This is a genomic window from Herbaspirillum sp. WKF16 (genome assembly GCF_028993615.1).
In the GTDB taxonomy this organism is placed as follows: domain Bacteria; phylum Pseudomonadota; class Gammaproteobacteria; order Burkholderiales; family Burkholderiaceae_D; genus Herbaspirillum.
Genome location: NZ_CP118632.1, coordinates 1,106,441 through 1,127,708, shown reverse-complemented (window position 1 = coordinate 1,127,708; position 21,268 = coordinate 1,106,441). Strand labels below are relative to the sequence as shown.

The following is a 21,268-nucleotide window of genomic DNA, read 5'->3' as shown; positions in this document are numbered from 1 at the left end:
CATGATGCCGGCAGGCTGGCGCCTGCATGGCCGCTTTCCGGATCGCTTGCCACCGATCCGAACCATTGAACCGCTGAACCTCAACCCATTCGCCGCACTCTAGCCGCCACATTCCCCATGAACGTCACACAAGACCTGTCCTTCATTTCGCTGATCGCCAACGCGTCCGTCCTGGTGCAACTGGTGATGCTGCTGCTGCTGTCTGCATCGATCATCAGCTGGACCTACATTTTCCGCAAGATGTTCACCATCCGCTCGGCGCGCGTGCAGACCGAAGAGTTCGAACGCGTGTTCTGGTCCGGCGGCAACCTCTCGGCCCTGTACCAGGACGCCCTGTCCAACCGCCGCAAGGCCGGCAGCGGCGGCGGCGCGCTGGAGCGCATCTTCCAGGCCGGCATGGGCGAATTCAACAAGGCCAAGGCCTCGGTCGCCGCCCGCGGCGGCGCGGTCGACTCGGCGCCCCTGCTCGACGGCGCGCGCCGCGCCATGCGCGCGGCCTACCAGCGCGAGATGGATGCGCTGGAATCGCACCTGGCCTTCCTGGCCTCGGTCGGCTCGGTCTCGCCTTACGTCGGCCTGTTCGGCACCGTGTGGGGCATCATGAACGCCTTCCGCGGCCTGGCCAACGTGCAGCAGGCCACGCTGGCCGCGGTCGCCCCCGGCATCGCCGAAGCGCTGATCGCCACCGCCATCGGCCTGTTCGCGGCGATCCCCGCGGTCGTCGCCTACAACCGCTATTCGCACGACATCGACCGCCTGGCGATCCGCTTCGAAAGCTTCATCGAAGAATTCTCCAACATCCTGCAACGTCAGGCGCGCTGAAATGGCCGGCTCATCGATGCGCGGGGGCCGTCCCCGCAAGTTCAAATCCGAGATCAACGTCGTGCCGTACATCGACGTGATGCTGGTGTTGCTGATCATCTTCATGGTCGCCACGCCGATCACCAACCCGAGCGTGATCAACCTGCCCACCGCAGGCAAGTCCACGGCGCCGCCGTCGGACTACATCGAGATCGCGCTCAAGCCCAACACCCAGGCCACGATCCGCATCAACGGCCCCAAGAGCGGCGGCAAGAAGGCCGAGACCGTGAGCGGCAAGGTCGACCTGGCCGAGCGCCTGCAACAGCTGCATGCCGACAACCCGGACCTGGCCGTGATGATCTCGGCCGACAAGGAAATCAAGTACGACGAAGTGGTGCAGGTGATTTCGGAAGCCAAGAAACAGGGGATCGTGCGCGTCGGCCTTGCTACCAAGTGATATGAGCGAGAATTCCCCCTACAACATCCCCAAGCCTCCCGGCCGCTGGCGCGCGATCGCGCTGGCGCTGGTGATGCACGTGGCGCTGTTCATGTTCTTCTGGGTCGGCATCCGCTGGCAGAACGAGACGCCGCTGACGGTCGAGGCCGAGATCTGGGATCCGCAATACAAGGAAGCCGCCCCGCTGCCCACGCCGCCGGAGCCGCAGCCGCAGCCCGAGCCGCCCAAACCCGAACCGATTCCCCAGCCCGAACCCAAGCCTGAGCCGCCCAAGGTGATCGAGCAACCCAAGGTCGAGAAGCCCGACATCAACCTGGAAAAGGAAAAGAAGCGCAAGGAAGAACAGGCCAAGGCAGAGCAACTGAAGGCCGAGAAGGAAAAGGCCGAGCGCGAGAAGAAGGAACAGGCCGAGAAGGACAAGCAGGAACGCGAGAAGAAAGAAAAGATCGAAGCCGACAAGCAGAAGAAGCTGAAGGAAGAAAAGCAGAAGGAAGAAGACGCGAAGAAGAAGGCTGATGCCGAGAAGCAAGCCGCCGACAAGAAGAAGCAGCAGCAAGCCGCGGCCGACGCCAAGGCGTCGGAAGCGCGTCGCCAGGAAGACCTGAAGCGCATGATGGGCCAGGCCACCAGCACCACCGGCGGCAACGGCACGGCCGAGAAGTCGCAAGGCCCCAAGGGCAGCCCTGATTACGCCAACAAGCTGCGCGCCAAGATCCGCTCCAACACGATCTTCGACGTGCCGGCCGACCTGAGCGGAAACCCCGCCGTGGAGTACACTGTCCAACTGCTTCCGGACGGCACGGTGCGCAGCGTGATCAACAACAAACCGTCCGGCGTGCCGGGCTTCGACGACGCCGTGCGCCAGGCGATCATGAAGTCGCAGCCGTATCCGGCCGACAAGGATGGCAAGGTGCCGTCCAGCTTCACCTTCACCCATAAACCGAAAGATCAGTAAACGATGATAAAAGCCCGTTACCTGACCAGCATCGCAAGCGCGGCCGTCGCCGTGGCAGGCCTGTCCTTCGCCCCGGCCTCGCAGGCCCAGATCCGCTTCGAGATCTCCGGCGTGGGCGCGACCCAGATCCCGATCGCCATCGCCGCCTTCCCGGGCGAAGAAAGCGCGCCGCAGCAGATCACCTCCGTGGTCAAGGCCGACCTGGCCCGCAGCGGCGTGTTCAAGCTGATCGACAACAGCGACGCGCTGTCGGACTCCTCCGCCGTCAACTATGCCGACTGGCAGAAGCGCGGCGCCAACGCGCTGGCGGTGGGCAGCGTGCAGCGCCTGGCCGACGGCCGCTTCGACGTGCGCTATCGCCTGTTCGACACGGTGCAGTCGAGCCAGCTCTCGGCGCTGTCCTTCGGCAGCCAGCAACAGCTGCTGCGCCTGACCGCGCACAAGATCGCCGACGACATCTACCAGAAGCTGACCGGCATCCCCGGCATCTTCTCGACCCGCATTTCCTACGTGACCAAGTCCGGCAGCGAGTACCGCCTGGAAGTGGCCGACGCCGACGGCGAAGGCACCCAGGTCGCGTTGCGCTCCAACGAGCCCATCATCTCGCCGTCCTGGTCGCCCGACGGCACCAAGGTCGCCTACGTCTCCTTCGAGTTGAAGAAGCCGGTGGTCTACATCCAGAACCTGGTGACCCGCCAGCGCTCGGTGGTGGCCAACTTCAAGGGCAGCAACTCGGCGCCCGCCTGGTCCCCCGACGGCTCGCGCCTGGCCGTGGCCCTGACCCGCGACGGCCTGACGCAGGTCTACGTGATCAACGCCGACGGTTCCGGCCTGCGCCGCCTGACCAACACCTCCGGCATCGACACCGAACCGCAGTTCTCGCCCGACGGCGGCAGCATCTACTTCACCAGCGACCGCAGCGGCGGCCCGCAGGTGTACAAGGTCGGCGTGGACGGCGGCAGCGCCCAGCGCGTCACCTTCAACGGCAGCTACAACATCAGCCCGCGCGTCTCGCCCGACGGCAAGACGCTGGCATTCATCTCGCGTCGCGACGGCCAGTTCCAACTGTACGCGCTGGACCTGACCAACGGCCAGGAACAGCGCCTCTCGGACGGCAGCCGCGACCAATCGCCCAGTTTTGCCCCCAACGGCAAATACATCATGTACGCGACGGAATCTGGTCGTCGCGGATCCCTGGCCGTCGTTTCCGTCGACGGCCGAGTCAAACAGCGTCTCACGACGCAGGCCGGTGATATCAGGGAACCGACCTGGGGTCCGTTCATGAAATAAACAAATCCAATATTCACATTCATCACGACAAGGAGTAATCCAACATGCGCACCATCAGCACCTTCGCCCTCATCGTCTCCAGCGCTGTCCTGCTGGCCGCTTGCTCGTCCACCAAACTGGACGACAAGAACGCCCCCGTTGAAAACCGTGCAGGCTCCGGCGCCGGCGCCGACACCCGCGCCGTGGGCACCGTCAACGCCGGCTCCGCCGACCCGCTGAACGACCCGCAAGGCGTTCTGGCCAAGCGCAGCGTGTACTTCGACTACGACAGCTTCGCCGTCAAGGGCGAATACCGCGCCGTGGTTGAAAACCACGCCAAGTACCTGGTCGCGCACAAGGACCGCAAGGTGATCATCCAGGGCAACACCGATGATCGCGGCGGCGCCGAATACAACCTGGCCCTGGGCCAGAAGCGCGCAGAAGCCGTCCGCAAGGCGCTGGTGCTGCTGGGCGTGTCGGAGTCGCAAGTCGAAGCCGTGTCCTTCGGCAAGGAAAAGCCCAAGGCCCTGGGCCAGGACGAGTCTTCCTACGCTGAAAACCGTCGCGCCGACATCGCTTATCAGTGATGGCCATGCGTACCGCTTTCACACTGAAATCGGTAACCGTGGCGGCCTTGCTGGCCGCCACGGCTTATTTACCGCTCGTAGCCCACGCCGGCCTGTTTGACGACGACGAAGCGCGCAAGGCGATCATGGACATCCGCTCCAAGATCGAAGCGCTGCAACGCGATGTCGCCAACAAAGCCGACAAGAACAGCGTGCTCACACTTTCCGACCGCAGCGACAACCTGCAATCGCAGATCGCGGCCCTGCGCGGCCAGATCGAAGTGCTGACCAACGAAATCACCAACGCCCAGCAGCGGCAAAAAGATTTTTACGTCGACCTCGACGCGCGCCTGCGCAAGCTGGAGCCGCAACAGGTCAACGTCGACGGCCAGACGGTGGCCGTCGGCATCCCCGAGCAGCAGGCCTATGACGCCGCGCTGTCGCAGTTCAAGGGCGGCGACTACAAGGGCGCCGGCAATGCCTTCGGCGATTTCATCAAGCGTTATCCGCAATCGGGTTACGCCGCCTCGGCGCAATACTGGCAAGGCAACTCCCTGTACGCCCAGCGCGACTACAAGGGCGCCATCGCGGCCCAGCAGAACGTCGTGAAGAACTACCCGGACAATCCCAAGGTGGCCGACGCGATGTTGAACATCGCCAGCTCGCAGGCGGAACTGAAGGACAAAGCCGCCGCCAAGAAGACGCTGGAACAGCTGATCGCCAAGTTCCCCAACAGCCCGGCGGCGCAAACCGGCAAGGAACGCCTGTCCTCGCTGAAGTGACCGGGCAGGCGGGAGACGGCGCCGTTGTTGTATAGTGTTTTACGGCAGCGTTTGACAGTGCCGATGAAGTTTGCCTATAATGGCGGTCTTTCGGGTCGTTAGCTCAGTTGGTAGAGCAGCGGACTTTTAATCCGTTGGTCGCAGGTTCGAGTCCCGCACGGCCTACCAGAAATTCAGCAGTAAAAAGAAGGGCCCCAGTTCGCTGGGGCCCTTTTTGTTTTCCGCGCGAAACACAGGCCGCTGCAAGAAGAGCACCTGCGGCACCTGCGGCCGGCCCTGCGCCGCCCTCCTCCCCCGATGCCCCAAACACGCCGCGCACCCTCCGGTTGGGCCGGGCTATCCGATATACTTCCGCTTTTGGTTCGCAGTTTTTCTATCCCGGCATCGGCTATCCGACGCCGGTTCTTCCACGCAAACTCATCTCCATGTCCGACCAGCCACCCGAGCACCTCTTCCCCGATGACGCCGTCGCCGGCCCGGACACCATCCCCGCGCCGCGTCCATGGATCGTGCTGCAGAACGTGCATGAGGTCGAGACCTGGATCGAGACCTACAACCGCGAGCTGCAGGCCGTGGTCTGGCGCCACAAGCTCAACGCGGTGAACGCCGGCCAGGGCATCTGCTTCGCGCTGGAGCTGGGCGGGGAAATCTACCTGCATACCACCGCCGAAGGACAGATCCTGCTGGACGTGACCGAGGAGGCTTCCTGGGTCAATCCGGTGGTGAACGCGGCCACCGGCGTGCCGCCGCCTGCCGGCAGCTATTGGGTGCTGCCCTTCGACACGCTCACGCAGCTGATCCTGGGCCTGTCGGGCCTGATCGCGACCTCGCAATTCGTGCTCAGCCACGAATACCGGCTGGGCGGGGGCCAGCGCATTGGCTACTGATCCTCCGATACCGCGCACCGATCCCGTCATGAAAACCGCCCTGCCCCGCGCCGCCTTGCTTGCCCTCGTCGCCTTGCTCCAGGCCCATGCCGCCCATGCCGCGCCGCCCGTGCCGACCATGTGCCTGCCCGGCGAGAAGGAAATATTCTCCTGCGCGACCAGGGCCAAAAAGACCGCCTCGCTGTGCGCCTCGGCCGATTTCTCGGCCAAGGGCGGCACGCTGCAATACCGTTTCGGCGCGCCCGGCAAGACCGAGCTGCAATATCCCGACACGCCGCAGCCGGCGGCCGGGAAATTCCTGTTCAGCTCCACCATGTACTCCGGCGGCGGCGAGGCCCACATCCGCTTCTCCAACGGCGGCTACGACTACATCCTGTTCGACCGCACCGTGCGCACCAACTTCAAGGGGCCGACCAACGATCCGCAGTTCTCCGCCGGCATCGTGGTGCGAGGCCCCAAGGGCGCCAAGCCGAGCACGCGCGGCTGCAGCAACGATGCGTCGATCAAGGCCGACGCCTACGAAGCGCTGCCGACCGAACAATTCGATCCCCTGGACTAAGCCGCCGCCAGCGTCCCCGACCAACCGCCCTGCCGGAGCAGGGCAACGACACAGAAGGATAGTTTCATGAACGCACGCAGCCTGGTCATCGCCGGCGCCCTCAACATGTTCATCGCCGTGTGCTGCGGCGCTTTCGGCGCGCATGGCTTGAAGAAGATCATCTCCGACGAGATGCTGGCCATCTGGCATACCGCCGTCACCTACCAGGTCATGCACGCGCTGGGCATGATCGCCGTGGCCCTGCTCGCTCCCAAGTTCGGCGGCGCCGCCCTCAACTGGGCCGGTAACCTGATGCTGGCCGGCATCGTCGTCTTCAGCGGCAGCCTGTACCTGCTGGCGCTGACCGGCACCCGCATCCTGGGCGCGATCACGCCGATCGGCGGCGTGGCCTTCCTGGCGGCCTGGCTGCTGGTGGCGTGGGCGGCGTACAAGGGTGCGAACTGAGCGCGCGCGAGCTGTAAAAAAAACGCCGCCCGGCCTGCGCCCGGCGGCGTTTTTTCTGGGCGGCAGGCTCAGGCTGCCGCGCCGCTCAGGGCCGCTTTTACCAGCTCGTCGATCTCGCCGGTGATGCTGGAGAGCACCCCGGCCACTACCGAGAACTCCTTGCCGGCCTGGCCCGAACGGGCCGCCACGATGCGGGCGTTGAAGGCCACCATCTTGGCCTCGCGGGCGATGGTCTCGATGTCGGTCATGATGCCGCGCAGCTGGTTGCGCATCAGGCGCGCATGCTTCTTCGACTGCTCCTCGTAGACGCCGGTGATCTGGTTGAGCACCGCCAACAGCGGCGTGGTCTCCTTCACCAGCTGCGCCAGCAGCTCCGGCGCCGACTTGAGCTTGTCGTCGATGGCATTGAGCGCGCGCCCGGCCAGCTCGGCGAAGCCGGTGATGCGCGCGTCGCCGCCGGGGGCGCCGAAGTAGATCTCTTCCAGCTCGGGGCAGAACACCCCGGGCAGCTCACCGGAACGCTTGAGCAAGGACGTGTGGGCGCCGCGAAACAGCGCCAGCGCCTCGCGCGCGACGGCAGTCGCGCCCGGGTGCCCCTGCGACCCCAGCACCGCATACAGCACCAGGCGCTGCGAGGTGAAGCGGCGCCGGCCCGAGAGGTTGATCAGCGCGCCGAACACCTCGCCCGAGAGCGGTACGATGTCCTGCTCGCCGGTCTGGTCGACGGTCGTATCGGCGGTGGCCGACGAGGCGGCGCGGGCATCGTTGACGGCGGCCGGATGGGGATGCAGCTGCCGCGTTTCCTGCACGGCGACGGCGTTGCTCATGGATTGTCCTCCTGGCGATGCTGGCTGATGGTTCTGCGCGGCGCGATGGCTCAAGCAGCCTCGCGCGCCGGATGCGCCTGCTTGCGGTACAGGAACTCCAGCACCTCGGTGCGATAGGCCGAGTACTGCGCGTCCTGCGCCAACGCGACGCGGTCGCGCGGGCGCGCCAGCTTCACCTCGAGGATCTCGCCGATGGTCGCGGCCGGGCCGTTGGTCATCATCACGATGCGGTCCGACAGCAGCACCGCCTCGTCGACGTCGTGGGTCACCATCACCACCGTCGATTCGGTCTTGGCCACGATCTTGAGCAGCTCGTCCTGCAGGTGGGCGCGGGTCAGCGCATCGAGCGCGCCGAAGGGCTCATCCATCAGCAAGACCTTGGGTTCCATCGCCAGCGCGCGGGCGATACCCACGCGCTGCTTCATGCCGCCGGAGATCTCGTTGGGGCGCTTGTTCTCCGCCGCCGACAAGCCCACCAGCGCCAGCGCGGCGCGCGTGCGGTCGCGCAGCCGGGTGCGGTCCTCGCTGGCGCCGAACACGCGTTCCACGCCCAGGTAGATGTTCTCGTAGCAGGTCAGCCAGGGCAGCAGCGAATGGTTCTGGAACACCACCGCGCGTTCCGGCGAGGGCCCGCCGATCTCGCGATTGGCGCACAGGAGCACGCCGGCGCTGGGCCGCGTCAGCCCCGCGATCAGGTTCAGCAGGGTCGACTTGCCGCAGCCGGAGTGGCCGATCAGCGAGACGAACTCGCCCTTGGCCACCGTCAGGTCGATCTCGCGCAGCGCGTGGAAGCTGCCCTTCCTGGTGTTGAACACCATCTCCACACCGTGGATGTCGATGAACTTGCCGTTGATGTTTTCCATGATGTCCCCGCGCTCAGTTGTTCACTTGCTCGTACGTGAAGGCCTTGGCCAGGGCCACCAGCGCCTGTTCCAGGATCAGCCCCACCACCCCGATGACGACGATGGCGATGATGATGTGCGGCACGTTCAGGTTGTTCCACTCGTCCCATACCCAGAAGCCGATGCCCACGCCGCCGGTCAGCATTTCGGCCGCCACGATCACCAGCCAGGCGGTACCGATGGACAGCCGCACGCCGGTCAGCATGTAGGGCAGCACCGAGGGAAACAGGATCTTGGTCAGGATCTTCCATTCCGACAGGTTCAGCACGCGCGCCACGTTCATGTAGTCCTGCGGCACGCGCTGCACGCCCACGGCGGTGTTGATGATCATCGGCCAGATCGAGCAGATGAAGATCGACCAGATCGCCGCCGGGTTGGCCGACTTGAACACCAGGAGGCCGATCGGCAACCAGGCCAGCGGCGAGACCGGGCGCAACAGGCTGATGATGGGGCTGAACATGCGCGAGAGGAATTCCACCCGGCCGATGGCAAATCCCAGCGGGATGCCCACCAGCGCCGCCAGGCCGAAGCCCACGCCCACGCGCTGCAGCGAGGCCAGGATGTTCCAGCCTATACCCTGGTCGTTGGGGCTGTTGCGGTAGAAGGGATCGGCGAACATGCTCATCGCCTCCTTCAGCGTCACCAGCGGCGTAGGGAAGCTGCTGTTCTTGATGGCGATGATCTGCCATACCAGCACCAGCACCGCCATGCCCAACAGCGGCGGCACGATGCGCATGAAGGCGTTGCCGCCCAGCGGCTTGCTCCTCGCCTTGCGCATCGTCGCGGCTGCCGGCGCGGCCTGCGCCTCGTTGGCCGCCGGCGCGCGCGCGGCGGCGCCGGCCGGCTTGGCGTTATCGCTCATGATGCTCTCCACGGCTGCGCTCATCGGTTTCCCCTTCCTCAGACTTTGATCTTGAAGGACTGCGCGTAGGCGGCGGGATTCTTGCCGTCCCACACGACGCCGTCCATGAACTTGGAGCTGCGCATGACGTCCTTGGGCAGCGGCGTCTTGGTCATCGCCGCAGCGTCCTTGTACAGGTCGATCTGGTTGACCGACCTGGCCACGGCCAGGTAGTCCGGGTCGCTCTTCAACAGGCCCCAGCGGCGGTGCTGCGTCATGAACCACATGCCGTCGGAGAGGAACGGGAAGTTGACCTGGCCGTCCTCGTAGAACTTCATGTAGTTGGGGTCGTCCCAGGTCTTGCCCAAGCCGTTCTGGTAGCGGCCCATGATGCGCTGGTCGATCACGTCCTTGCTGGTGTTGACGTAGGACTTGTCGGCGATCACCTCGGCCATCTTGTTCTTGTTGGCCAGCGAGGCGTCGATCCACTTGCTGGCGTCGAGGATGGCGGCCATCATCGCGCGGCAGGTGTTGGGGTATTTCTTGACGAACTCCAGCGAGGAGCCCAGCACCTTCTCCGGGTGATCCTTCCAGATGTCCTGGGTGGTGGTGGCGGTGATGCCCACGCCGTCGACGATGGCGCGGTGGCCCCAGGGCTCGCCCACGCAGAAGCCGTCCATGTTGCCGACCCGCATGTTGGCCACCATCTGCGGCGGCGGCACGGTGATCACCTTGGCGTCCTTCATCGGGTTGATGCCGTTGGCGGCCAGCCAGTAGTACAGCCACATGGCGTGGGTGCCGGTGGGGAAGGTCTGGGCAAAGGTGTATTCGCGCTTGTCGGTCTGCATCAGCCTGGCCAGCGAGGCGCCGTCCACGGCGCCCTTGTCGGCCAGCTTCTTGGACAGGGTGATGGCCTGGCCGTTGTGGTTCAGGCCCATCAGCACCGCCATGTCCTTCTTCTGCCCGCCGATGCCCAGCTGCACGCCGTAGATCAGGCCGTACAGCACGTGGGCGGCGTCCAGTTCGCCGTTGGTCAGCTTGTCGCGCACGCCGGCCCAGGAGGCCTCCTTGCTGGGCACGATCTTGATGCCGTATTTCTTGTCGAAACCCAGCACCGAGGCCATCACCACCGATGCGCAGTCGGTCAGCGGGATGAAGCCGATCTTGACCTCTTCCTTCTCCGGTTTGTCGGAACCGGCCGCCCATGCGCCACCGGTGGCTAATCCCATCATGCTCGCTCCCGCCGCGATGCCCGCGGTCTGAATGATCTTGCGGCGCGTGCCGTTCACCGGCTCGGCCCCACTTGCCACGTCTGCCGCCTTGTCCGCCTGCCCTTTGAAGTCCATAGCATTTTCCCCGTTGCGAATTGATCTGAACCGACCCATAGCTGCAAAACAAAAAAGGCGTATCCGGCATGGATCGCTCCATGCCGGAAGACGCCTTTGTCTTGGTCGACGCGACCGCCGTTGGCCGCGTCTGGTGCGCACTCGTTGCGCTATGCAGGGGGAATCAGCAAAGACTGTGCCAAGCGTCGCAAAAAGATACGCGCGGGCCTCGCTTTGCCTATGAAGAAGGCACGTCGGCGAGCGCCTGGCAGGGCCGCAGCGGGCCTGCCAGGCGCGGCTGCAGCGCGATCAAAACGGGCGCGGGGCCGCACCCGTTTTGTGCTTTGCACCAAGTTGGCGGAACGAAAAGAATGGAAGGGAGCGGCCGGCAAGGCCGGGCCGGGCTGTTCAACCCAGCAGATCCTCGGCGTCCAGCAGGCGCTGGGCCACTTCCGAGAGCTTGAGGTTGCGGTTCATGGCCATGCTGCGCAGCTTCTGGTAGGCCTGCTCCTCGGACAAGCCCTTGCGCGCCATCAGCACGCCCTTGGCGCGCTCGACCAGCTTGCGCTCGGCCAGCTTGTTGCGGGTATCGGAGAGCTCGGCCAGCAGTTTCTGTTCCTGGCGGAAACGCGCCAGCGCCACGTCCAGCACCGGCTTGATGCGCTCCGAATGCAGGCCGGCCACGATGTAGGCGGTCACACCCGCGGCCATGGCGGCGTCCATGCTGCCGGTGTCGTCGTCCTCGGTAAACATGACGATGGGGCGGCGTTCATCGCGGGTAGCGATGACGATGTGCTCCAGCACGTCGCGGGCGTCGGACTCGGCTTCGATGATGATCATGTCCGGCTGCAGGCTGGCGATGCGGTCCGGCAGCGAGAGATCGGCCGGCAGCGCGGCGACGATGTTGTAGCCGGCGTCCATCAGCCCGGTGCGCAGCGCCTCGGCGCGCTGTTCGGCCTGCGCATGCGCGGCCTCGTCATGGTCTTCTTCCAGGTGCGGCACGGAATTGACGATGACGATGCGCAAGGGGCGGCCGCTGGGCGGCGTCGATGAGCTATCTGGCTTCATTGAAGGACGAACTGGCTATCGGCTTTGGTGACAACTCAACAAATCAAGTCCGCTGATCCGTTCCAACGGTTGCGCTGCAAGGCAGCATGCGAATGACGGCCGGAATAGTAACCCATTGCCGCTCAAAAAACATGCATGACCGCAAAAACACGGCAGCCCGCCATCAGGAGTTTCAAGCAAATTCCGCACCATTGCGCCATGGCTCATCTTCCTCTTCGCCCACGCCGCAGCTCGCCTTTTCCTACAGGAAATCGGGATCCACGCTGATCGCGCCGGCAAGAATGCACGTCCTATGATGCATCAGCTTGCACGGCCGACCGGAGTTCCACGCTCCGGCATTACAACACCCTCGCACTACGGAGACCGCTCGACATGAATACCGACCTGCTGCCCCCCGCCCCTGCTCCCGCACCCCGCTCGCACACCCGTAAGCGCCTGCGCGCCGTGAGCCTGCTTTCCGGCGCCGCCGCGCTCGGCCTGTTCGTCCAGGGAGCACACGCCGATCCCTCACCGGCGCTTGACCGCTTCAGCCTCTCGGTGGGCGGCTACTACGTCGACCCGACCTTCAACATCAAAGGCAATACGCGCTACGGCTCGGCCGAAAGCGGCGACATCGACCGCAACCGCACCACCCTGCCGCGCGTGCGCGCCGAGTTGCTGCTAGGCGACAGCCAGGGCCTCTCGTTCGATTACTTCCGCTACCGCAACGACTACAACTACTCCACCACGCGCTCGTTCAACGTCGGCGGCACGCCGGCGATCCTGTCCGGCGCCGCCAACGCCAACATCGAGGTCGACTTTGCCTCGCTGGCCTACAAATGGTGGCTGGGGCACGGCAACGATGTCTTCGGCATCGGCGTGGGCGCCGGCTACTATCGCGCGCACTACGACCTGCAGGCCAGCGGCGTGTTCAACGGCACCACCGGCTCGCTGAGCGAAAACCAGACCGAGAAGACCTTTGCGCCCCTGCTGGAACTGGGCTGGAAGCACGCCTTCAGCCGCGACCTGCGCATCTACGCCGAAGCCTCGGGCGTGAAGAAGAACTGGGGCACGGTCACCGGCCATATCTACGGCGCGGCGCTGGGCGTGGAGTGGTATCCGCTGAAGAACCTCGGCGTCGGCGCCGACTACGGCATCACCCGCATCCACATTGATCGCGACGGCGGCAACTCGCAGGCCGCCGTCGACGTCAAGCTGACCGGGCCGTCGGCGTACGTGAAAATGCGTTTCTGATAACACCACGATTTCCCGTCACCAATAACAAAGGAGAACGACCATGACACTCGGCACCATTCTGCTCATCATCCTGATTTTGATCCTGCTGGGCGTGATCCCGGCCTGGCCGCACAGCCGCGGTTGGGGCTATGGCCCAAGCGGGATCGCCGGCACTGTAGTGATCATCCTGCTGATCCTGCTGTTGCTGGGCAAGATATAACGCCCGGCAATTTCATTTCCACAGCCCAAGCCTGATACCATCCCTCCTGCGGATGGGAGCGCGGCGCGGTCGGTGCCCTGTCACCGGCCGCGCCGCGTTCTTTTGCGCCCGGCCGCCGGACTACGGCCGCCGCCGGCGCGTTTGCCAATTTCCAAGAAGAGGTCCAACCATGAAGAACAACATCCTCGCAGTTTCCCTCCTCGCCCTGGCCGCGTTGTGCGGCGCCGCCCATGCGGCCGAGGAAGATGTTTCCGCCGCCGATCCGGCGCGCTGGTACACCCCCGACGATACACCCAAGGCGCGCTACCAGAACCTCACCAAGGAGGCCAATGCGGCCTACGGCGAGGCGGTGCTCGACTGCAAGGGCAAGCGCGGCAAGGAGCTCAAGGCCTGCCGCGGCACGGCGGCCGCCGCGAAGAAGGACGACATGGAGCGCGCCAAGCGCATCTACAACGACTACAAGGCCAACGCCCCGGCCTCGTGACCAGGGCAGGCCCGATGCACGCAAAAAAGCCGGCATGCGCCGGCTTTTTCATTGTCGGCGCCGCAGCGCCGAAGCGTGATGACGGTCGGGCGGCTCAGCGTCCAACCTGGTTGCCGATCACGCCGCCCACGGCAGCGCCGCCGACGGTGCCCAGTCCGCTGCCGCCGGTCAGCACCGCGCCGCCGACCGCGCCGACGCCTGCGCCCACCGCAGTATTTTTGTCACGTTGGGACATGTTGCTGCAGCCGCTCATCGCCGAGAAGGCAAACACGGCAACCGATGCGACAGCGAGTTTTTGAATTGTTTTCATGACTGCACCTCATTGAGAAATGTGGGAGTAAGTTGATCGGGCCTCAGGTCATCGGCCGCATGATCACGATGGGATGGCCCGGCTCGGCATGATCGCGATAGTTCTGGGGTTGCAGCGATTCATCCTTGCGGCCCGGCTTGGCGGCGCCCTCTCCGGCGGCGCCGCGCACGATCACCGCGTTGCGGATCGACTTGGAACGCTTGGCCTGGCCCATATCCATGTATCGGAATTTCTTTTGCCCCAGCTTTTGCAGCTGGACCGGATCCACCGGCATATGGCGCTCCATCACCGAGGAGGACCAGCGCGAAGCGGAGACTTCGGCCGGAACATCCAGATCTTGAGCGCCGGCCTGCGAAGCCGCAGCCGACATGCCAGCCAGAAGGCAGAATCCAATTAGTGTTCTTTTCATGATCCCTCCAAAAGGCCAGTGAGGCGGCCGTAGGCAAATTGCGTGCTTAAGGCAGAACTCTTTGGCGTTTCGCCGCTCTATCGCACAATGGGCACATGGTGATGGAAAATGCTGCACCACAAAATCAGCTCATTCCGATTTTGGCGTAGGATTTCTCCTACGCGCGCGGCGTCACGCGCTTAAACGAGGGCCGCGACGGCAATTTGCCGCCGCAGCCCGCTCGTTCAGTGCTTCATCGATTCCTTGGCATCGCCGTAGCTCTTCTGGACGTTGCCTTCAACCTGCTTGGCTGCGCCCTTGACCTGCTGGCTCTGGTTGCCTGTCATCTCACCGGTCTTTTGTTGCACCTTGCCGGCTGCTTGCTTCACGCTACCCTTGACTTGGTCCTTGTTCATGATGGCTCCTTGAAGGTTGAAACGAGAACCGGCACTGGCATCAGCCTTGCGCCGGCATCGCCGCGCCTTGGTTCAGGCAGGTGGCGACGATGAATTCATGGTAGCGATGAGCCGCTGCGGGCGGCATAAGAAAGCCCCGCTTTCGGACGTAGGAGAAAACGAAAACAGGTGCAGGAATAAGGCACCGGCCCGGCTCGCCGAGATGCGCCCAGACGCGCCGCCGGCAAGAAAAAAGCCGCCCGGGGGCGGCTTTTCTTCATCGCGGGCAGGCCTTGCTCAGCTCTCTTCGGTGGCCGCCATGTCGGGCTGGATCGGCAGGCTGATGGTGATCAGCGCCCCCTTGCCCGGCGTCGAACGGATGTCGACCTTGCCGCCGAAATAGGTGGCGCGTTCGCGCAGCCCGCGCAGGCCATAGGTCTTGTGATTGTCTCGCCGCTCCTCGGGAATGCCGACGCCGTCGTCGCGCACCGTCAGCGCCACGTGGTCCTCGTCGACGTCCAGGATCACATCCACTTTCGACGCCTTGGCATGCTTGGTGACGTTGTTGAGCATCTCCTGCAGCATGCGGTAGATGGCGATCTCCATCTGGTGGCCGACCGTCACGTCCTCGTCCGGCAAGCTGGCGTGACAGGCGACGCCGGTGCGCTCATGCAGCTCGTCCAGTTGCTCGGAGATGGCCGCCTTCAGGCCGAACAGGTCCAGGGTATTGGGCCGCAGTTCGGTCTGGATGCGCCGCGTGGTGGCCACCAGCGACTTCATCAGGCCTTGCATGCGCCCCTTGCGATCGGTCCACTTCTCGTCCGGCGGCAGCACCTGGTAGACGCCCTCCAGGTGCATCGACAGCGCGGTCAGCGAAGCGCCCATGTTGTCGTGCAACTCGCGGGCGATGGCGCGCTTCTCTTCCTCGCGCACGGTCTCCAGGTGGTTGGTCAGCTCGCGCAGCAGCGCGGTACGCTGCACCACGGTCTTTTCCAGCTGGCTCTCGCGCTGGCGCAGCACGTCCTCGGCCTGCTTGCGCTCGGTGATGTCGGTGCTGATGCCGATCACCCCCTGCACGCTGCCGTCCTTGCCGAACCAGGGCACCTTGGCGGTCTGGAAGGTGACCACGCCTTCAGGCAGGTGCATGGTCTGCTCCAGCTTCTCGGGCTTGCCCGACGCCATCACGCGGCGGTCGTCGCGATCGACCCGGTCGGCCTCCTCTTCCACCATGAACAGCTCGCGGCTGGAGCGGTACATGGTTTCTTCCCAGGTCTTGCCCAGCTTGTGCAGCGTGGCCGGGTTGGCGAAGATCATCAGGCCCTGGCGGTTCTTGACGAAGATGGGATCGCTGGTGCTTTCGCTGACGGCGTTGAGCAACGCGCTGGTCTCGGCCAGCTTCTGCGCATTGCGGGTGCGCTCGCCGTACTCACTGTCGAGCCGGCTGGCCGAACCCCAGAAAATGAAGAGGATGATGACGCCGTTGATCAGCGTCAGCGTCGGCAGCAGCAGCTCCGGCACGATCCAGCCATTGGTCATGCCCCAGTTCAGCAGCAGGCTGAAGGCCAGCAGCAGGAACAGGGTCTGCGGCAGCAGGCGGCGCAGCATCTGCCCGCCCGGTGCCATGCGCATGATCACCGCCATGACCGGATGGCCCGGCCGCGCCATCAGCAGGGCCGCGCCCATCAGGGCGAACACCATCGCAGAGAGCAGGGGTACCGGCAGGTAGAAGTCGAGATAGGTGAACTGCGCCACGCCGTAGATATAACCCACCAGCGGGATCGCCGCCAACCCGATCAGGGCGAAGGACAGGTACTCGGAAGGATAGTAGCCGCCCAGGAGGCGCCAGTCGTGCAGCAACAGGATCGCCGCCATCAGCACGAAGCCGATCGACAGCAGTGGCGGGATCACCAGCGGCGAGATCGGATGCGCCTGGTCCACCGGCAGCCAGCCCAGGCCATACAGGCCCCCATGCACCAGCGTGGCCAGGCCCAGCGCCAGCAGCAGCGCCGACAGCAGCTTCACCAGTCCATCGATGCGGGCGCTGCGCACCGAGACGTTGACGCAACGCAGGTAGAGCGCGCAGGCGCCCAGGATGAAGCCGGCCGCGGTCACCTCGCCGACGGCCAGCAGGTCGGCCAACAGGTGGCGATATTCTTCTTGCAGGAAGCCGGCCACCACGACCACCACGCCAAACAGGATGACCGCCATGGCCAGGCCCATGGCCAGCGTGATCATGCTGCTGTAGTGGGAATGGGAAGCCGCGAAATACTCGGCCGATGCGTTGCCCTGCATGTCGGCCGAGGGCGGACGGGCGCCGCCGTTTTTGTTTTGCATCGTCGGGGATCCCCTGCTTTTAGAACTGTTCTTTGTTTGCCGCTATCGCCGCTGCGCCGACCTGCCCCGGCAACGCGATAGCCCGCTGCGCAAAATTATGCAGCAAAACCCGGCTCAGGCTCCACCGGCCGGCGCCGGATCGGACGACGAGGGAATGTAGCCCGCCAAGCCCATCTTCTGGCGCGCCAGCTTCTCCAGCAGGTCGCACAGCAGCGGCAGCTCGGAAGACTTGTCGAAGAAGTGCTGCACGCCGCATTGCTGGCCTACCCGGCGATAAGTGGGACTGGCGTGGTTGCTGAACACGATCTTGACCTCGCTCTGGCGGCGCGTGTTGGAGCGCGCCAACGACTGCAGCAGACTCATGCCGTTACCTTGCCTCAGCTGGATGTCCAGGATCAGCACATCGTAGCTGTGCTGCTGGAGGTGCTTCAGCGCCTCGACCTCGGTCTCGCAATAGCCCGCCAGCTTCACGCCCGCGATCTCCGACAGGCTCTCCACGATGAGCTCACGCACGTCCTCCGAGTCTTCCACCAGGAAGATACGCAGAGGCGCGTTGCCGCTCTCGCGGGCCGCCCATGTGTTGAGTTTGTCGTCCATGATCCGTCGTGCTTTCCTTGCCTGTCGCCGATTGCCGACGGCGGCACCTTGAGTGCGCCCCTTCCTTGGAAGGCGTCAGTCGATCAGGTTGTTCTTGATTGCGTAATAAATGATGTCCGCGTTGTTGGTCATACTCATCTTCTGCAGCACGCGCGAGCGATAGGTGCTGACGGTCTTCACCGACAGGCACAGTTCGTCGGCGATCTGCGTCACGCCCTGCCCCTGCCCCAGCTTGTAGAAGATCTCGTACTCGCGCTGCGACAGCGTCTCGTGCAGCGGCTTTTCCGAGTCGACCGGTTCGCTGGTCAGCAGCTCGGCCACGCCGTAGCTGATGTACTTGTGCCCGCGCAGGATGGTGTTGATCGCGTTCACCAGTTCGGTGGCCAGCGCCTCCTTCTGCACGTAACCGCTGGCGCCGCTGCGCAGCACCTGCACCGCATAGCGGCTCTCCGGATGCATCGACAGCATGAGCACCGGCAGGTCGGGCTTCTCGCGCTTGATCTGCTTCAATACCTCCACGCCGCTCTTGTCGGGCATGGCGATGTCGAGCAGCACGATGTCCCAGTCTTGGGTCCGCACCAGGCGGATCGCCTCTTCGGCGGTGCTTGCTTCGCCGCCGATTTCCATCGACGGGATTTCTGAAATGAAGTGGTGCACGCCTGCCCGCACGACCGCATGGTCATCGACTACAAGTATTTTTGTCATAGTATTTTGAGCGGTGAAAATGATGCCGCGGCATTCGTCGCGCTGCATGCGGCGGGATTCCGGCAATGCTGTCCGTACCGCCTGTGTGCCTCGCCCTTCTTGCCTCCGTTCCGCCCTGGATATCCGGCGGAACTCCTTGAAATGCCTTGGCGCAATGGCCTCCAACTATACCTTACTGCCTTCTCGCTGTCTTCTTCCGGAGCGCTCCGGATCGGGCCGGAGCCGCTCTGGAAGCGGACAAGCGCAAGCCGGTCAAAAGACCGGCCGCGCTCCCGCAAGTTCCCGGGGCTTACTGCTTGAGCCGCAGGTCGTTACGCACCGAGGCCACACCCTTCACGCCGCGGGCCAGTTCGGTAGCGCGCGCCGCCGAGGTGGCGCTGGAGACGAAACCGGAGAGCTGGACCACGCCCTTGTAGGTTTCGACATTGATCTCGGAAGACTTCAGGTCCTTTTCGTTGAAGATGGCGGCCTTCACCTTGGTGGTGATGACGGCGTCATCCACATACTCGCCGGTGCCTTCCTTGCCCGGGCTGGATGCGCAGCCCACCAGCGACACCATGAAGAGGGCCAGGAAGAAACCGAGGAAACGTTTTGTCAGCGACATTTTGCTCAAAGTCATGATGCTCTCCTAATGTGAAAAACAGGTACCGGAAATCGGCTTCGGGACAGCCTCACCATCCCTCGGCCGTGTTGTTGAAATTTTTACTTGCCGTACTTGGACTTCGCATCCGCGACGCACTTGTCCTTGGCGTCACCGCTCAGCGCGTCGCACTTTTCCTTGGCGACATCGTAGTTGGCGTCATTCTTGTCCTTGCGTGCATCCTTGGTGGCGTCGGCGCCCTTTTGCTTGGCCTTGGCGTCGGCCACCGCAGACTCATGCGCGGCCTTGGCTTCCTTCTGGCAGACGTCCTTGTCGTTGCCCTTGAGCGGGCCGCATTTCTTCTTGGCGACCTTGTAGTCTTCCTCGGCCTTGGCCTTGTCGGCCTTGTACTGGGCGCCGTTGGCGTCAGCCGCGAAGCTGGCGCCGTGCATGCCCACGGCGGCGGCGCCGAAGATCAGGGTTGCGATGATTTTTTTCATGGTGTCTTCCTCGTGATGTGGCGCTAAGGCCTTGTTGTTGGATTTGTCGCGGCGGGACCGCAGCCCTGTCGCTAGCCCGGCGCTACTCAGTGGCGCCAGTCCTCGTTGCGCTTCTCGAAATCGCGGATCTGCTTTTCAGCTTCGTCCTTGTTCACGCCATAGGCTTCCTGGATGCGACCGGCCAGCTGGTCGCGCTTGCCGGCGATGACGTCGAGGTCGTCGTCGGTCAATTTGCCCCACTGCTCCTTGGCCTTGCCCTTGAACTGTTTCCAGTTGCCTTCAACGATGTCCCAATTCATGGTTTTCTCCTTTGTCGATTGAAAAATCGGTAGCCGGCCCGATTCCCGGGCCGGTGTCTTGCTACAGGCCCAGCAAGTCAGTCATGTCGTCGGCGTGCTCTTCTTCCTGCGCCATGATCTGCACCAGCATGTGCCTGGTGGTCGGGTCGTCGTCGCCGATGCGCTCGATCATCTGGCGGTAGGCTTCGATCGCCACCCGCTCTTCGATCAGGTTGGAGCGGATCATGTCCTTGATGTCGCTCGATTCGTCGTATTGGGCGTGGCTGCGCTGGCTCAAGGTGCTGGGATTGAAATCCGGCTCGCCATTGAGCTGCACGATGCGCTCGGCGATCTTGTCCGCGTGGCTTTGCTCCTCCTGCGCGTGCTGCAGGAATTCCGCCTTGATCGGCTCGTTCTCCAGGCCCTTGGCGGTGTAGTAGTGGCGCTTGTAGCGCATCACGCACAGCAGCTCGGTGGCCAGGGCATCGTTGAGCATCGCGATCACTTCCTGGCGGTTACCGCGATAGCCTTCGGTCACCGCGCCGTTGTCGACCTTCTTGGCCGCGGCGCGGATTGCTTCCTTGTCGAGATGAAACGGCTGCTTCTGCTTGACATCAGCCTGGGGGGGATTCTTGGTCATGATCATTCCTTTTTTCCGATTTCCTTACTAATGCGCATGGCCCTGGGGCCGCGCCTGGCTAGATTTCAGATGCCGTGCGCCGGCGATCAGTAGCGGTCGGCGCAACGTCCCACCGCCAAGCCGACCAGCAGGCCGATACCGGTGGAAATCGCGATTGCGCGCCATGGGTTCGACTGCACATAGTCGTCGGTGCTGGCGGCGATCTCGCGGCCGGTCTGCAGCACTGCGGACTGCGCGTCCTGGGCGGTGTTGAGGGCCTGGTCCAGCACTTCCTGTCCCTTGGCGCGCAGGTCGTCGGCCTTTTTGCCGGTCGCAGCGGCCGCCTCGGCGAAGAGATCCTGCGCCTGCTGCAGCAGAGCCTGCACGTCGTTGCGAACCGTCTTGAAATTGTTAGCTTGCATGCTTGCTCTCCATCTGTGTTCGGGGTTCATCAATTCGATCGCGGATCGCTCACATCAGGTACTGCAGAACGATCAGCATCAGCACCGGCACACCCACGAGCCATCCGATCACGAGCTTGTCCATGACTGCCTCCTTCTGGTTTTATTCTGTCGAGCCGGATGCGCTGCCTGCTGGTGCTGCCGTGTGTCCGGCCTCCCATTACTGATGTGACGCGCGGGGAAGCGCCTGAGCCTCTCCGTACGGAACCGCAATCGCCATGTCACCAAGATACCTGCCGTCTCCGTTGCCCTCTATAGGCGGCAAACCGATTGGCCTGTAGGACAAAGCGCGCTCATCGGGGGCTGCGGCGGCGCGCAGGCGAAACGCCCGCTACCGGGTAGAGATTGCCGCCCTCGTCTTCCCAGCGTTGCAAGGCCACGCGCTGCAGATGACGGTCGCGGCGGCGCGCATCGCGCGCCATCACATTGAGCGTTGCGGCCACGGCGGCGCCTGCGACGCCGAAAGCCAGCAACAGGTTTTTTGCGGAAATCATCATGT

General features: G+C 64.1%; 29 protein-coding genes and 1 tRNA gene. 13 read left to right on the top strand and 17 right to left on the bottom strand.

The genetic code is table 11. The annotated features are described in order from the left end of the window. Positions 1–117 precede the first annotated feature (117 nt). The 10 genes from tolQ (at position 118) to Herbaro_RS05040 (ending at position 6,720) form a co-directional block, all read left to right on the top strand. Positions 118–822: a protein TolQ gene (gene tolQ, locus Herbaro_RS05085; RefSeq protein ID WP_275012749.1), complete on the top strand. Its 705-nt coding sequence runs from the start codon at positions 118–120 to the stop codon at positions 820–822. 1 nt (position 823) lies between these two features. Beyond that, positions 824–1,258, top strand: a complete 435-nt coding sequence (locus tag Herbaro_RS05080) for a biopolymer transporter ExbD (protein ID WP_275012748.1) — start codon at positions 824–826, stop codon at positions 1,256–1,258. Position 1,259: 1 nt separating this feature from the next. Next, positions 1,260–2,213 (top strand): cell envelope integrity protein TolA, encoded by a 954-nt coding sequence (gene tolA / locus Herbaro_RS05075; protein ID WP_275012747.1) that lies wholly within the window; start codon positions 1,260–1,262, stop codon positions 2,211–2,213. A gap of 3 nt (positions 2,214–2,216) precedes the next feature. Further along, positions 2,217–3,503 carry a Tol-Pal system beta propeller repeat protein TolB gene (gene tolB, locus Herbaro_RS05070; RefSeq protein WP_275012746.1) on the top strand — a complete coding sequence of 429 codons (1,287 nt, stop codon included), beginning with the start codon at positions 2,217–2,219 and terminating at the stop codon, positions 3,501–3,503. Positions 3,504–3,547: 44 nt separating this feature from the next. Then, entirely contained in the window at positions 3,548–4,069 is a 522-nt protein-coding gene (gene pal / locus Herbaro_RS05065; RefSeq protein ID WP_275012745.1) for a peptidoglycan-associated lipoprotein Pal, read from the top strand. A 5-nt stretch (positions 4,070–4,074) separates the two neighbouring features. Beyond that, positions 4,075–4,830: a tol-pal system protein YbgF gene (ybgF, locus tag Herbaro_RS05060; RefSeq protein WP_275012744.1), complete on the top strand. Its 756-nt coding sequence runs from the start codon at positions 4,075–4,077 to the stop codon at positions 4,828–4,830. A gap of 92 nt (positions 4,831–4,922) precedes the next feature. Continuing rightward, positions 4,923–4,998: transfer RNA gene (locus Herbaro_RS05055), tRNA-Lys, on the top strand. Positions 4,999–5,255: 257 nt separating this feature from the next. After that, on the top strand, positions 5,256–5,717 hold the full coding sequence (locus Herbaro_RS05050; RefSeq protein WP_275012743.1) for a hypothetical protein: 462 nt from the start codon (positions 5,256–5,258) through the stop codon (positions 5,715–5,717). A 28-nt stretch (positions 5,718–5,745) separates the two neighbouring features. Beyond that, the gene (locus Herbaro_RS05045) at positions 5,746–6,276 is read left to right on the top strand and encodes a hypothetical protein (RefSeq protein ID WP_275012742.1); all 531 of its coding nucleotides are present in this window, start codon (positions 5,746–5,748) and stop codon (positions 6,274–6,276) included. 66 nt (positions 6,277–6,342) lie between these two features. Next, entirely contained in the window at positions 6,343–6,720 is a 378-nt protein-coding gene (locus Herbaro_RS05040) for a DUF423 domain-containing protein (RefSeq protein ID WP_275012741.1), read from the top strand. 68 nt (positions 6,721–6,788) lie between these two features. On the opposite strand, the gene Herbaro_RS05035 is transcribed toward Herbaro_RS05040, so the two are convergent. The 5 genes from Herbaro_RS05035 to Herbaro_RS05015 all read right to left on the bottom strand — a co-directional run bounded on the left by Herbaro_RS05035 (position 6,789) and on the right by Herbaro_RS05015 (position 11,683). Next, entirely contained in the window at positions 6,789–7,547 is a 759-nt protein-coding gene (locus Herbaro_RS05035; RefSeq protein ID WP_275012740.1) for a methyl-accepting chemotaxis protein, read from the bottom strand. 50 nt (positions 7,548–7,597) lie between these two features. Beyond that, the gene (locus tag Herbaro_RS05030; protein WP_275012739.1) at positions 7,598–8,410 is read right to left on the bottom strand and encodes an ABC transporter ATP-binding protein; all 813 of its coding nucleotides are present in this window, start codon (positions 8,408–8,410) and stop codon (positions 7,598–7,600) included. Between the two features lie 13 nt (positions 8,411–8,423). Continuing rightward, positions 8,424–9,335, bottom strand: coding sequence for a nitrate ABC transporter permease (gene ntrB / locus Herbaro_RS05025; RefSeq protein ID WP_275012738.1), 912 nt, complete (start codon positions 9,333–9,335; stop codon positions 8,424–8,426). Positions 9,336–9,349: 14 nt separating this feature from the next. After that, positions 9,350–10,636, bottom strand: a complete 1,287-nt coding sequence (locus tag Herbaro_RS05020; protein WP_275012737.1) for a CmpA/NrtA family ABC transporter substrate-binding protein — start codon at positions 10,634–10,636, stop codon at positions 9,350–9,352. Between the two features lie 387 nt (positions 10,637–11,023). Then, positions 11,024–11,683, bottom strand: a complete 660-nt coding sequence (locus tag Herbaro_RS05015; RefSeq protein ID WP_275012736.1) for an ANTAR domain-containing response regulator — start codon at positions 11,681–11,683, stop codon at positions 11,024–11,026. Between the two features lie 372 nt (positions 11,684–12,055). Between Herbaro_RS05015 and Herbaro_RS05010 the strand changes: the two genes are divergently transcribed. The 3 genes from Herbaro_RS05010 (at position 12,056) to Herbaro_RS05000 (ending at position 13,602) form a co-directional block, all read left to right on the top strand. Next, positions 12,056–12,916 carry a hypothetical protein gene (locus tag Herbaro_RS05010; protein ID WP_275012735.1) on the top strand — a complete coding sequence of 287 codons (861 nt, stop codon included), beginning with the start codon at positions 12,056–12,058 and terminating at the stop codon, positions 12,914–12,916. Positions 12,917–12,959: 43 nt separating this feature from the next. Then, complete coding sequence (locus tag Herbaro_RS05005; RefSeq protein WP_275012734.1) at positions 12,960–13,118, top strand: DUF3309 family protein; 159 nt, start codon at positions 12,960–12,962, stop codon at positions 13,116–13,118. A 169-nt stretch (positions 13,119–13,287) separates the two neighbouring features. After that, on the top strand, positions 13,288–13,602 hold the full coding sequence (locus Herbaro_RS05000) for a hypothetical protein (protein ID WP_275012733.1): 315 nt from the start codon (positions 13,288–13,290) through the stop codon (positions 13,600–13,602). Positions 13,603–13,696: 94 nt separating this feature from the next. On the opposite strand, the gene Herbaro_RS04995 is transcribed toward Herbaro_RS05000, so the two are convergent. The 12 genes from Herbaro_RS04995 to Herbaro_RS04940 form a co-directional block, all read right to left on the bottom strand. Beyond that, positions 13,697–13,912, bottom strand: a complete 216-nt coding sequence (locus Herbaro_RS04995) for a YMGG-like glycine zipper-containing protein (protein ID WP_275012732.1) — start codon at positions 13,910–13,912, stop codon at positions 13,697–13,699. Positions 13,913–13,955: 43 nt separating this feature from the next. Continuing rightward, the gene (locus tag Herbaro_RS04990) at positions 13,956–14,321 is read right to left on the bottom strand and encodes a hypothetical protein (protein WP_275012731.1); all 366 of its coding nucleotides are present in this window, start codon (positions 14,319–14,321) and stop codon (positions 13,956–13,958) included. Positions 14,322–14,545: 224 nt separating this feature from the next. Beyond that, on the bottom strand, positions 14,546–14,716 hold the full coding sequence (locus Herbaro_RS04985) for a CsbD family protein (RefSeq protein WP_275012730.1): 171 nt from the start codon (positions 14,714–14,716) through the stop codon (positions 14,546–14,548). A gap of 276 nt (positions 14,717–14,992) precedes the next feature. Beyond that, the gene (locus tag Herbaro_RS04980) at positions 14,993–17,029 is read right to left on the bottom strand and encodes a PAS domain-containing sensor histidine kinase (protein ID WP_275012729.1); all 2,037 of its coding nucleotides are present in this window, start codon (positions 17,027–17,029) and stop codon (positions 14,993–14,995) included. A gap of 114 nt (positions 17,030–17,143) precedes the next feature. Next, positions 17,144–17,626 (bottom strand): response regulator, encoded by a 483-nt coding sequence (locus tag Herbaro_RS04975; protein WP_275012728.1) that lies wholly within the window; start codon positions 17,624–17,626, stop codon positions 17,144–17,146. A gap of 75 nt (positions 17,627–17,701) precedes the next feature. Further along, positions 17,702–18,331: a response regulator gene (locus tag Herbaro_RS04970; protein WP_079216150.1), complete on the bottom strand. Its 630-nt coding sequence runs from the start codon at positions 18,329–18,331 to the stop codon at positions 17,702–17,704. A 289-nt stretch (positions 18,332–18,620) separates the two neighbouring features. After that, entirely contained in the window at positions 18,621–18,950 is a 330-nt protein-coding gene (locus Herbaro_RS04965; RefSeq protein WP_275012727.1) for a BON domain-containing protein, read from the bottom strand. Positions 18,951–19,033: 83 nt separating this feature from the next. Continuing rightward, a complete protein-coding gene (locus tag Herbaro_RS04960; RefSeq protein WP_275012726.1) occupies positions 19,034–19,411 on the bottom strand; it encodes a cell envelope biogenesis protein TolA in 378 nt (125 codons plus the stop codon). An 86-nt stretch (positions 19,412–19,497) separates the two neighbouring features. Further along, the gene (locus tag Herbaro_RS04955) at positions 19,498–19,710 is read right to left on the bottom strand and encodes a CsbD family protein (RefSeq protein ID WP_275012725.1); all 213 of its coding nucleotides are present in this window, start codon (positions 19,708–19,710) and stop codon (positions 19,498–19,500) included. A 61-nt stretch (positions 19,711–19,771) separates the two neighbouring features. Further along, a complete protein-coding gene (locus Herbaro_RS04950) occupies positions 19,772–20,335 on the bottom strand; it encodes a ferritin-like domain-containing protein (protein WP_275012724.1) in 564 nt (187 codons plus the stop codon). 80 nt (positions 20,336–20,415) lie between these two features. Next, positions 20,416–20,730, bottom strand: a complete 315-nt coding sequence (locus tag Herbaro_RS04945) for an ElaB/YgaM/YqjD family protein (protein WP_275012723.1) — start codon at positions 20,728–20,730, stop codon at positions 20,416–20,418. A gap of 332 nt (positions 20,731–21,062) precedes the next feature. Then, complete coding sequence (locus Herbaro_RS04940) at positions 21,063–21,263, bottom strand: hypothetical protein (protein ID WP_275012722.1); 201 nt, start codon at positions 21,261–21,263, stop codon at positions 21,063–21,065. Between the last annotated feature and the right edge of the window lie 5 nt (positions 21,264–21,268).